We start from the raw sequence: 12641 nt of genomic DNA, 5'->3' as shown, positions 1-12641 counted from the left end.
TAGGACGGAGAGTTCAAATGTTGGAAATGTTAGGCACTCGGATCTTTTTTCGTTCGCTCCCATCCCTCGATCTCTATTCCTTCTAGTCTAAGGTAATTATATAATGTGGCTTTGCTACCGATTTTCAATTGATCACAAATCTGCTTCGTTGTGTATCTTCTGCTTTGATACAAGGTTGCTGCTAAACTCGCGAGCTCTTTGGATTTTTTGGTGAGCCCCTTCAGCCTTCCCCCTACCCTGCCCCTTGCACGCGCTGCCTCCATTCCTGCCAAAGTTCGCTCCATTAAAATCTCTCTCTCATTTTCTGCAAAAACCGAACTGAGCATATACCATAGCCTGCCCATTTTAGTCGAAGTATCGATCCCTTCTGAAATACTCCGGAAATCAACACCCATCTCCTTCCATTCGACCATTAATTTGATCAGCTCGTAAGTGGCCCGGCCGAGACGATCAATTCTCCATACAACGATCACGTCTCCCTTCCGTAGCTCGGAAACCATCTTTGCGTACTCGGGTCGCTCCTTAGAAGCACCCGAAATCTTCTCATGAAAAATTTTCTCGCACCCTGCCTTCTAGAGAGCATCGAATTGCAGATCCTGGTTCTGCTCATTCTTCGAAACCCGTACGTAACCAAATATCATGTCAAATTACATTTTAACCCCTATGACGGTAATATAATGTAATTAGATTTCATGTACCACTAAAATGAACTCTATTTCGGCGGCTTTCGGAGTAAAATGCATCGTTAATATAAACGTCGGCAGAGTACAGAAAAACGACCGGATAAATTAGCGCAGTAGTATCATAGACATAATCTATCATCGGGAATCAGTCCTTAATATGATCGCTAATACAGCACGTATAGTTTTTGTGATGATTCAAATTAACGCCCGAATGAACTGCTCATACGGTTGTGGCATGTCAAGCCACTTAAAGTTATCCGTAAAGGCTAGTATGATTATAAATGAAGTCACTATCCCGACGACAGCAATACCAACTGCCGCTGGTTTCGATTTAGTCTTCAAATAATGAATGGCCGAAACGTGCAAACTGATTGAGGCCACAGCCAGGAAATAGTAGGGTATAAAAATAAAAGTTGCAGGATAATAGTTAAGCCCAGCCGCAGCAAAATAGAAATTGGTGTCCAGGTGCTCGATGTACCGCCCGGAAAGAACTGCGCCAACGTGGGCAATGAGGAAAAACGAAAGGTAAAGGCCGGAATATACCTGGAGCTTCTCGGCAATGGTCTGGGCATCCCGTTTGTAAATCAGTCTGATGCCCGTAACGATCTGGAACAAAACGACCAGCAGTAGAAGTGTTTCCACGACCGGATGTCTGTAAACGAGCCGGAACTGGTCCATGATCTGGATATGTTTTTCCGGCCCATCGAGGGCGAAAAGGTGGTTTATTAAGTGAAATGCTATGAAAACCGACAATGTAACACCGGATATGTAATGTAGGGATTTTACCAATGCCCTTCTATCGTTTTGAATATTCATGGGATACGCAATCGAGGTTGTTTAAAAGCACGGTCAGTAATTGCTACCAACCGTGCATGATCAGGACAATCTAAAAACTGCAAGGTTGTCAGGCTTGGGGCGAAAGAGACTGAAGATATTCCTGGAACCGCGTTTCACCCAGATACGCATTTCCTTCCGGAACCAACGTCGATGTCGGCACTGCCAGGCCGAAATATTCATTGCTGTCGTTGGCGATCACCGTTTTACCCGCGTCATTTGTCTTCACATAAGCTTCTACGAATTTGCTCATGGGCCCACGGACAGGGCCCGCAATCTCGACAGTTCCGTTCGCAGGCTCAGATATCGCAAACCGGGCAATGAACAGCGCCACCTCTTCGGCAGCAATGGGCTGGAAATCGAGCTTCGAGACATGAACTTCACTCCCCTGTTTGCCTCCCGCAGCAATGGTGGGCACAAATTCCTGGAATTGCGTACTGCGGACGATGGTGTAAGGAACTCCGGAGCTTTTTACCAGGTCTTCCTGGATTTTCTTCGCCCGCATATAACCCATTCCTTCCATCAGGTGCGTGCCGACAATGGATAGGACGACATGGTGTTTGATGCCTGCATTCAACTCAGCCGACAAAATGTTACGCCCCACTGTCTCAAAAAACTGGATGGCCGGAGCGTCCTCAAACGAAGGAGAGTTGGAAAGATCGACGACCACGTCCGTGTTCTCCAATGCATCTGAAAGCCCCTCGCCTGTAAGTGCATTAATACCGGTGGAAGGAGAACCAGCAATGACGGTGTGGCCAAGCTGGCGAAGTTTTTTAGTGACGTTTGAGCCAATCAGGCCCGTGCCGCCTATGATTACAATTTTCATGATTTCTGGTTTTGTGGATCAATTAAAAGGATAGGCTGGTTATTCGTTAATCCAGTCGCTGAACCGGATTGCGCCAGGGTAAAAATCGCCCTGGGGGACCAAAAGGGACTTGGGGATTTCAAAGAACATGTACTTATTCTCGTCGTTGGCTTTCAAAGGCTTTTCCCCGCCTTTAACAGAAAGGTACTGGCTTACGAACTCGTTCATGGGCGCCAGGTCTGGCCCTGCGATTTCCACGGTCGTGTTTTTAGGCGCTTCCAATGCGAGCCGGGTAACCAATGCGGCCACGTCTTCTGCTGCAATGGGCTGGTAGTCCACGGTAGAAATGTGGATGGCCTCCTCGTCGGATTGCACCGCAATTAAAGTCGTGATATGTTCGTGGAACTGCGTAGCGCGGATGATCGTGTACGGGATACCGGATTCTTTGATAATATCCTCCTGCTCTTTTTTGGCGCGCAGATAACCGATGTACAAAGCCCGGTCGGTTCCTACGATCGATAGCACCAGGTGATGTTTAACACCGGCCGCAATTTCTGCCGCTGCCAGGTTCCTGCCTGCTGCGCGGAAGAAATTGATGGCTGTATCTTCCTCGGGAGAAGCCGAGTTAGACAGATCGACGACCACCTCGGCACCTTTCATGGCCTCAGCTAGGCCTTCGCCAGTCAATGCATTGATGCCCGTCGAAGGAGCGGCTACGACTACCTGATGGCCCAACACCCGCAGTTTTTCGCTAACCCTTGTTCCGATTAACCCCGTACCGCCTACAATAACAATCTTCATAATTTTGAAATGTTTAAGTTTAAAATCTTACAGATGATCCTAAACTTGCCATTTCGATGCCAAATATTTAATAGACTGATTATCAATAATATATTTAATACAGACACCTCTCATTTTCACCGTATTTGGTGAAAACATCAAAAGTATCATCTTATTTGATGAGCATAGACGAAATGCCCCAACTGGTGAAAGGACTTAATGAGCGTAGTAATCGGCCTTTGAGATGCCCAACTTGCGCATTTTGGAATGAAGGGTATTACCGGGGATACCCAAAATTTCTGCGGCACCACCGATGCCGGAAATTTTGCCGCCGCACCGGCGCAATATCTGTATGATGTGCATACGCTCCACTTCTTCCAATGGTAAATCGGATGGCCTCATTGGATCTTCGGTCGTTACCCCTGTCGCTTGCGGCAAGAAAAACTCGGTGATCATCGGACCTGTCGCCAGTATCACCGAGCGCTCAATCAGATGTTCGAGTTCGCGCACATTGCCCGGCCACAAATAGGCCTGCAACTGCCGTAACGCGTTGGCTGATAGTTTGACGGTTTTCTTGCCTATACTTTTGCTGAATTTGGATAAGAAAAATCCGGCAAGGCTTTCGATATCTTCCCTGCGGTCGCGCAGCGGCGGCAGCTTGATAGGGAATACATTCAAACGGTAATACAGATCCGAGCGGAACCGGCCCGCTTTTACTTCCGCTTCCAGGTCGCGGTTGGTGGCGGCAATGATCCGAACGTTTAGTTTGATGGTAGTTTTACCGCCTACACGCTCCATTTCCTTTTCCTGCAAAACTCGCAGCAGCTTCACCTGTGTTTCCAACGGCATCTCCCCCACCTCGTCCAAAAATAGTGTGCTGTTGTTGGCCAGCTCAAATTTTCCGATGCGCCGCTCGACGGCCCCGGTGAATGCGCCACGCTCATGGCCAAACAACTCGCTCTCGATCAGGCTGGCAGGCATAGCTGCGCAGTTGACCTTGATCATGAGCTTTTCTTTGCGGGAAGACGCGTTATGAACGGCTTTTGCGATCAATTCCTTTCCAGTACCCGTCTCGCCTAGCAGCAGCACCGTCGAGTTGCTTTCAGCCACCAGGGAAATCAGCCGGTATACCTGCTGCATCGCTTCACCGCCGCCGACAATCTCTTCAAAATCCTGATTGAGCTGCTGTTTGAGATAGTCGTTTTCGTTTTCCAGCTCTTTTTTCAAACGCAGTATCTGCTCGTGCGCAAGCACATTGGAAACCGCGGTCGAAATCTGGGCGCAAATACCTTGCAAAAGCGGCCCGCTGATCCGTTCACCCAGCATCCAAACCATGCCCAGGTTCTGCTCGCCCAATCTCAGCGCCGATGCATAGACAGTATTAATCCCGCGCTGCTCACGCTGGATGGACAGTTTCAGGCACTTCGCTTCCAGGTTTTCATCAATGTCCAGCAAAATCGGCTGGTTGCTTTCGAAGACGAGTTTTATATGTTGCTCATTAATATTTAAAGAGTAAAATTCTTCGTGCTCAGCTACCTCGGTTTCCTGGAAAAACTGCCGGTCGAAAAGGTAAGGCCGCAGGGTAACCTGGTCTTCCGCCAAGAGGTACATAACAGCGATCCGGGTTTGAAACAAGCCCTGCAAAACATTCGAAACCACATGATCCAGGTCGGATTTGGATTTAACACCGGTAATATCATTTGAAAACGTCAGCATCAGCTGCTGCTCAGCCTGCCGGCGGAGAATGTCCTCGTTGGCCATAATGTTGCCCATCGCAATGGCAATCTGCGAGCAGATGCCCTGCAAGATTGGAATGTTGATCTCGTCGATGCTCAGCCAAAGCAGACCAATGTTGGCGTTGCCGTTTCGCAATGCAATGCCAACCATTGTTTTGAAACCCATGTTTTCCCAAAGATTCAGGTAGGACAGATTGTAGCCTCTCTGCAACTCGCGGCCCACATTGAAAAGCAACGGGATGTAACTATCCAGGATGCGGTTTTGGAGCCCGTCATTGATCGGGTACTTCTCGGAAAGCACCCGCTCCAACAATGCCGGATCGAATGCAGAAGCGCCTGTATCGTACAGGTATGCCGACATCGTCAGCCCATCTTCATTGATCTTGCGGATCACATATCCTCCCTCGGGGTTGAGCTTTCGTAGTGCTGTTTTAACTACGACAGCCAGATCATCCCGGCTACGGACAGCGGTCATATCATTGCTGAAATCAAGCAGAAATGACTTTTCATTTTCCTTTTGCAGGATTTCTTCGTTTTTGATAATGTTGGAAACCGCGCTTGACAATTGCGGGGTGATCCGTTGAACGATGTCCTTGAATTCTTGCGAAAAACCATCATGCTGATCGGTGTAAATATGGATAAAGCCGATCGGCTGGTCGCCGGTCCGCAGCGTTGTCATCAGCACATGCCGGATACCTTTCTCGAAATTTACGCGCAGGAACGCTGGGCTTTGCGGGGCATCGACAATATCGGCGAGAAAGAAATCGACAGGACCGCCGGCCGCCAAAACGGATTGGATAAAGGGCTCGTCAAGCGGAAAACACGCCTTGACCATATCATCATATTCGGGGTGGTCCTTAATGGCTGATGCACGGTGATCAAGTAAAAATGGCTTGTAGGTTTCATCCTTGCGGTCGATCAAGGTTACAATTGTATGCGTAAAGTGTATTAATGACTTGATACGATCCGAAAACAGGACGATCAGGTCATTCTTGTCGCGCACTTTGGTGATATCATTGCCCAGATCGAGCAGCAATTGTCGTTCCCATTCAAGATTTGTATGATTATTACTGTTTTGATCCAGGTTGGAAAACTGCTTCATCTGTGCGAGGTATATCTGAATTTAAGTTGATTTGTCCACCTTTTGCGCCGAATAGTAGGACAATTCAAATCCGCAACCATCCGTGCTTTGCATCAACAAAACAAATCAACCAAAGTTATGAAACAGCAAAGTATGGATTCAATCGAAAACACAGTTAATGCAATCGCAGAAAAATATCCGCTCGCAACAACGCCCGAAGAAATCGTCCCGTCGCTTTTGGCGCATTTTAACTCGATGGATGTGGATATAATGCTGGATTTCTACGAACAGGATGCAGTGCTCGTCGACGCCCAGGGTGTCCCTCAGCGAGGGCGCGAGCAGATCCGCAAGGAGCTTTTGAAATATTACAGCGTCCAGCTGCCCATGCACATCATTGCCCGCCATATTTTTGTTGCTGGTGACACGGCATCGCTCGTATTGGACTGGAACATTGCCGGTAAAGCCCCTGATGGCACGGCGGTACACATGGTGGCAACCTCCAACGATATCGCCAGAAAAGGCCCTGACGGCTTCTGGCGGTACATCATCGACAACCCGTTCGGGACACAGGTTAGGAGTTTATATTAAACAAGCCGGGGCCGGGAGTCCGGCCCCAAATTAACATCTATGGCAAACACCGGCGTTATCCTGCAAAAATTGGTCAATACGCACACAGGTGTAGAAGTCGAGCGGTGGGTAGGCAATCATGTACAAAACGCGGAAGCATTCAAACCCCATCGCCATGACCATTATACCTGCCTGCTTCTGGAAAAGGGTAAAATTGATATTATGCTCGATTTTCAGCCCGTTACGGTTAAACCCGGGATGCTTTTTATCTCCTACCCAGGGCAGGTACATCAGGTGATATCATCTCTTGGCGGAGCAGGCTGGTATGTCTCGTTCGACAGCCGATTGATCGACGAGCCAATCAGGTCTACGCTGGATGAATCAGTGACCGAGGTACTGGCGGTGCTGCTCTCACAAACCGAAGATGCCTGGTTTAAAAAATCCATCGGCCTGATGTTGCAATTGGAAGAATTGAACAAAGGTGCTGATCACAACCGGATCGTTACACACGCGTTACTGAGAGCATTTGTCTACGAGGCCATGATCATTTACCGTAAAACGCAAAATCATCTGGCTGAACGTCGCGGGCAACGTCAGTTCGTTGTCGCCAAAGACTTTAAAAAGCTTCTGCGGAACCATTATAAGACCTTGAAAAAGCCTGCCGATTATGCCGGTCAGTTAAATATATCGGTTAACTATCTCAATGCGTGCGTGAAGGCCGTCACCGCTAACTCCGTCTCAGCATTAATCCATCGCGAGGTGATCGCCGAATCGCAGCGGCTGCTGTTTTACACAGATTTGGATATCAAGGAAATTGCATTGGATCTGGGATTCGAGGACCAGAAGTATTTTAGCCGGCTGTTTAAGAAGGTCGTTGGTGTCGGCCCAACTGCATTTAGAGACAAACAATTATCAATCGACTAATCAACACCGGCAGAGTACAGAAAAACCACCGTATTTGCGTACACTACTTGGTTTTTGACACTCAAACTTGTCTCTCATTTTCAACCATTTAGATATCGATTCAAGATCAAAAACAACTTGATGCGACATTTATTCCGTTGCAGGTAGGATACTCAACTTCCTGAACTCCAAAGGCAAATGACGAAAGCTATTCTTTGGAACGTTCATCTCCGCATTGACCCATTCGAAAATCGAAAGGGTGCTTGTTCCCCGTTTTCACAGACCTATATTACGGCTTGGAGAAAAGAGCGAGGAAATGGAGAAACGAGGTAAACCTAACAATGAGCAAGTCGTGAGTGTTGTCAAACACCTAAAAGATATTGGCGAAGACATAACTATCGAGCAAGCAGAAAAGATGCTGGAATCGATGCAACACCTGGTTACATTGGCTATTAATCAGTATTTTCGTAAGGCTTCTGGTTCGAAGCGCAATTCATCAACAAAATAATCAATACCATGTCCAGAGCTATTCTATATGTCAGGGTAAGCACTGATGAACAGGCAGAAAAAGGCTACTCTCAGCGAGATCAAGAGGATAGGTTACGAAATTGGTGTAAATACAATTCCGTGGAAGTTGTCGAAGTGATCCTCGAGGACCATTCGGCAAAAACATTCTTGCGACCAAAGTGGCAAATGCTACTTGCCCGATTAAGGGAGAATAAACGACTTCGGATTGACCAAATCCTATTTACAAAATGGGACCGGTTTAGTCGCAACGCTGGTGACGCGTACCAAATGATCAATGTCCTTCGCAAAGCGGGTATTGAACCACAGGCTATCGAACAACCACTTGATATCCGAATTCCAGAAAACAAGATCATGCTTGCTTTCTATTTAGCTGCGCCCGAAGTTGAGAATGACCGTCGCGCGTTAAATGTCTTCCACGGCATGCGTCGCGCCAAGAAAGAAGGACGCTGGGTTGCCACCGCCCCGATAGGATATCGTAATGCCCGGTCATTTGACGGAAAAAAAATAATTGAGCCTGACGCAAATAAGGCATCGATAATGAGATGGGCGTTTGAAGAACTTGCATTAGGTAGGTTTAACTCAGAACAAGTATGGAAGCAAGCGGTCAGAAAAGGATTAAAGTGCAGTAAAAACAACTTTTGGCTTGCAATTCGGAATCTGGTCTATTGCGGACAAATATTTATTCCCGAATTCGAAGGGGAAAAGGGGACTATCGCATTAACTGTGTAAACTTTCAATCGGGGCTGGGTAAAACTTAAAGCCTGACCCTATCTTCAAAAATAGTCAAAATCGGATCGCCGAAGCGACTGATTCAGGATCATGCCCCAATTCCGAATGGGCATGGTCCATTTTTTAGAAGCCTCTCTGAGCGCCAGATAGACAGACTTCAATACCACATCATCATTAGGGAACGAGAGCTTGTTTTTGGTGTATTTCCTAATTTTCCCATTCAGGTTCTCGATCAAGTTAGTGGTGTAAATAATCTGCCGGATTTCCAATGGAAAATCAAAAAATACGGTCAGTTCATCCCAATTCTGCCGCCAACTTTTAATGGCGTAAGAGTATTTGCTATTCCATTTCGATTCCAGACTTTCCAAGGCAACCAGAGCTGCTTGCCTGGTGGGAGCGGCATAGATATCCTTCATGTCGCGGCTGAACTCTTTTTTGTCTTTCCAGACCACGTAGCGACAGCTGTTGCGAATCTGATGGACGACGCAGATTTGGGTAGCAGATTCTGGAAACACAGACCGGATCGTTTGGGTAAAGCCGTTTAGATTGTCGGTGGCCGTGATCAGAATATCCTGCAATCCGCGGGCCTTCATATCGGTTAATACGCTCATCCAGTAGGCCGCAGACTCGCTTTTACCCAGCCACATGCCCAAAATCTCCTTGTAGCCATCCCGTTTAAGTCCGACGGCGATGTAGATTGTCTTGTTGATGACCTTGCTGTTTTCGCGCACTTTGAAGACAATCCCATCCAGCGGTCCGCCGCCGCGGCCAAACAATGAGGTAGACTGGCTCCAAAGGTCGGTTTTGCCAGCTGACAATATCCTCAGCTATCCGGGAGGTAATGCGGCTAATTGTAGAAGCCGAAACATCAAAATTGTAAACATCCTTGATCTGCTCTTCAATGTCAGAGATGCTCATTCCCTTAGCGTACAGCGAGACGATTACCTCTTCGATGCCATCAACCATACTTTCCCGCTTGGGGACGATCATTGGATTAAAGCTTGCGTCCCGATCTCGCGGCACACTGATCTCGGACTCGCCATAGCTGGTCCTGATTTTCTTTTTGCCGTAGCCGTTACGCGAATTACTGTTGGCCGATTGTTCGTGCTTGTCGTAGCCTAAATGCCCGTCCAACTCACCTTCCAGCATCTTCTCAATGCCCCGCTTCTGCAATTGGCCCAGGAAGTCATTGAGAGCGTCGCGGCTCTTGAACTGCTTTAAAAAATCATCCGTTAAAAGATCCTCTGGTCTCATAAGCTGTGTTTTGTTAAAAATAAAAAATCGGGATCAGTAACCCCGATTTTTCACTTACACAGTTTTTGAGATAGTGTCGGGAAAAGGCACAGCGTGTGAAGGGATTGCACGAGCCAATCGTGTCGCTCTCAACGTTCAATTTAGTGCAGGACATCATTTCCGGACGAAAACGAAATCCTTTTCAAAAGCCCAAAATCGTCTCCGATGATAATCTTCCACTCCGGGGGTTCTTACGTTGTACCAAATGCGATAGGATGCTATCAGGAAGCGCATCGAAAGGAAGAAGCACTTACTACTACTATTATCATTGTTCTTCGTCGTGTGGTGTTCGATTATTTAAAGCATATCCTCACGGGACTCGAACACCTCTCAAAGCTCTATAAATCAGGCACTATAGAAGAAAAAAAGGCAGATAATTGGTTCGATCTTCCCCGAAAATTTAACGTTTGACGGAATGGAACATCGAACCGCTCGGCTGAACGAAGGGATCGATCTTATTTATCAGATAACGAGCAAGTTACGAACGCAAAAAAAAGGGACAAGTGCGTTTAAAAACGACTTGTCCCTTAGGGTGCACCCGAAGGGTGCAACACTTATTTTATAACACACAATAAATCAACACTTTACCTGCGATACCTTTCAACTGCTCTCGATTTGCTCACTCGAATTCCCGAGGCGTAAACTTAACGTGAAAATACAACGAATTTAAAAAGACCGCAACCGATTAGACCAAAATCAACCTAAGGAGATGCGAGGATGCAAATCGAACATTTAACGAGGTTGTTAACTCTTGTCAGGGACATCAAGTTAGAGGATTGACCATGTTTTCCAATACTCCCGCGCACAAATTAGGACATTGAAATCAACTGATTCTCTATATATGGGGTGTCAACTCGGATGCCAGCGGGTCACCAAATGTGACACAAATCAATGTCACCTCTTTGCTAAATTTCTCCACATAGACGACTAGGCGTCAAAACATACTTCGTGAATCTTCTTTTCGTTTCGATTAACAGATAACGGCAAGCTCGCGCGGCTTCTTGATAACCCGCTTTCAGGGTGTTGAGCTGTCAGTTAATGCTGGATGCAGTTGATCCCGACAATACCGTTGTTATTAGACTTCCCCGCACTGGCGCCTATTTGATTCCCCTCCTATCAGAAAGCGAGGCAAATCCAACGGAATGATAAAATTTGACTATAAATTGATAAGGACGGACCAACATGCTCGATCTCTTTGACAATATCTTTGTGTATGGAGTATTAGCTTGCAATGGACGTATTTCACTTGAATCAACTCATAGGAGCAATTTCCATTTTAATATGGAGGCGCTCTTTCGTTGAAAACCTGTCGGCGCAGCTTCAATGGTACGGATACAAATAACGGAACAATCAATTGCGCATACCAACCTTTCTGTTGAAAATCGGACTCCTGGTGTGGATTCTCCCTTCTATGCATACAAACCAAGTCGCAACTTTTAGAACCTCTTCAAGATAAATCGCAATCAGCATGCAACGCAGAAAATTTATCCAATCTTCACTAGCAGCTACCGCAGGTACAGCCGCGGCCTTCGATTACCCTCTGGCTGGAGGTAGCGATCCGGCTCAAAGAGAGTTATATGAATGGCGCGAATATGAAATGCGTTTCGGAGGCAGTCAAAAACTGCTGGAAGATTATCTAAAAAATGCGCTCATTCCGGCGCTGAATAAGTACGGAGTTAAATCCGTGGGGGTCTTCAGGGAGTGGCGTCCATCGGACCCGGTGCGCGTTTTTCTGTTAACACCTTACTCCTCATTTGAAAGTTACCTGTCTGTGAACGCAAAAGTAAAGGCTGATGAAGCCTATAACCGGAATAGTGCCGTATATAACGCTATTACTGTCGATAAAGCCGTGTACAACCGCTTTGCGTCTACGCTGATGATGGCATTCGACGGTTTTCCAAAGCTGGTGGTTCCGACAGGCGAAGCGCGGATATTTGAGTTAAGAACCTATGAAGGTTATAGCGAAGACGCTGTTAGAAGAAAAATCAAGATGTTTCATGACGGGGAGTTTCCGATTTTCGATCGCGCAAATCTGAAGCCAGTATTTTGCGCCGAGGTAATTGCAGGCGACAGACAGCCCCGCCTTACCTACTTGATCTCCTGTAACAGCATGGAAGAACGTGATAAGGGGTGGGCAGCCTTTGTCGCGGACCCTGAGTGGAAAAAACTGGTCTCCGATCCGCAATATGCGAATACGATTTCTAAAATTAGCAACGTATTTCTCGCGCCAACCTCGTATTCACAGGTATAACCGGCTAACCTATGCTTGGGTAAGTCCAGAAAGTACCAGTCAATCGAATATTTCAGGTGTGTCGTCCTGCACTGCCCCCCTTCCTTATCTATTTACCTAATCAAAAGATTACACACAAATGGCGCACTTCTCTACTGTGAATGTGTTGTTATGCAAAAAACTACCGTGATCTGCCCGATAGTGCCTTAAAACACCCGTATATATTAAGCTTGCACGAGCTTGCACCTTGGATGATAGGTGCGTAGCACCCTAAATCGCTGCCAACAGCTTAACCCGTTCCAAAGATTGCCGCTGACGAAGGTAACTTTGCGAACTTGCTGGAATTCCCAACAAAGCTCGATGCATGTCCGGACAACACACGGCAAGTTGAGCGGCCTTGGCATGGCGCAATAGTAGCGAAAGATTTCAATGCCGTTCCGCAACTAAAATCAGTATAGACCGGCACAGCCAC

The 12641-nt window shown here is 47.0% G+C and carries 10 protein-coding genes and 1 pseudogene; 5 read left to right on the top strand and 6 right to left on the bottom strand.

The features are described 5' to 3' along the window. Window positions 1-29: 29 nt before the first annotated feature. The 5 genes from AC2YIT_RS30675 to AC2YIT_RS30655 form a co-directional block, all read right to left on the bottom strand. Window positions 30-554, bottom strand: a complete 525-nt coding sequence (locus AC2YIT_RS30675; protein ID WP_487281750.1) for a recombinase family protein — start codon at window positions 552-554, stop codon at window positions 30-32. Between the two features lie 324 nt (window positions 555-878). Then, the gene (locus tag AC2YIT_RS30670; RefSeq protein WP_487281724.1) at window positions 879-1361 is read right to left on the bottom strand and encodes a hypothetical protein; all 483 of its coding nucleotides are present in this window, start codon (window positions 1359-1361) and stop codon (window positions 879-881) included. Between the two features lie 226 nt (window positions 1362-1587). Further along, entirely contained in the window at window positions 1588-2343 is a 756-nt protein-coding gene (locus AC2YIT_RS30665; RefSeq protein ID WP_430851638.1) for an SDR family oxidoreductase, read from the bottom strand. A gap of 39 nt (window positions 2344-2382) precedes the next feature. After that, window positions 2383-3123 carry an SDR family oxidoreductase gene (locus AC2YIT_RS30660; protein ID WP_430851635.1) on the bottom strand — a complete coding sequence of 247 codons (741 nt, stop codon included), beginning with the start codon at window positions 3121-3123 and terminating at the stop codon, window positions 2383-2385. A gap of 195 nt (window positions 3124-3318) precedes the next feature. Beyond that, the gene (locus tag AC2YIT_RS30655; RefSeq protein ID WP_487281723.1) at window positions 3319-5940 is read right to left on the bottom strand and encodes a sigma-54-dependent Fis family transcriptional regulator; all 2622 of its coding nucleotides are present in this window, start codon (window positions 5938-5940) and stop codon (window positions 3319-3321) included. 117 nt (window positions 5941-6057) lie between these two features. Between AC2YIT_RS30655 and AC2YIT_RS30650 the strand changes: the two genes are divergently transcribed. The 4 genes from AC2YIT_RS30650 (at window position 6058) to AC2YIT_RS30635 (ending at window position 8646) form a co-directional block, all read left to right on the top strand. Next, window positions 6058-6507, top strand: coding sequence for a YybH family protein (locus AC2YIT_RS30650; protein WP_430851631.1), 450 nt, complete (start codon window positions 6058-6060; stop codon window positions 6505-6507). A gap of 39 nt (window positions 6508-6546) precedes the next feature. After that, window positions 6547-7410 (top strand): AraC family transcriptional regulator, encoded by an 864-nt coding sequence (locus AC2YIT_RS30645; protein WP_487281722.1) that lies wholly within the window; start codon window positions 6547-6549, stop codon window positions 7408-7410. 295 nt (window positions 7411-7705) lie between these two features. Next, a complete protein-coding gene (locus tag AC2YIT_RS30640; RefSeq protein WP_430851625.1) occupies window positions 7706-7897 on the top strand; it encodes a hypothetical protein in 192 nt (63 codons plus the stop codon). Window positions 7898-7905: 8 nt separating this feature from the next. Then, entirely contained in the window at window positions 7906-8646 is a 741-nt protein-coding gene (locus tag AC2YIT_RS30635) for a recombinase family protein (protein ID WP_487281721.1), read from the top strand. A 25-nt stretch (window positions 8647-8671) separates the two neighbouring features. Here the strand turns inward: AC2YIT_RS30635 and AC2YIT_RS30630 are convergent. Next, a pseudogene (locus AC2YIT_RS30630) lies at window positions 8672-9900 on the bottom strand (IS256 family transposase). A 1507-nt stretch (window positions 9901-11407) separates the two neighbouring features. On the opposite strand from AC2YIT_RS30630, the gene AC2YIT_RS30625 reads away from it, so the two are divergent. Continuing rightward, entirely contained in the window at window positions 11408-12190 is a 783-nt protein-coding gene (locus AC2YIT_RS30625; protein WP_487281720.1) for an NIPSNAP family protein, read from the top strand. Window positions 12191-12641: the final 451 nt, after the last annotated feature.

Source organism: Dyadobacter sp. SRI_021, from assembly GCF_057586235.1.
The sequence above is the reverse complement of the archived record's forward strand: the minus strand, read 5'-3'. Positions and strand labels throughout refer to the sequence as shown.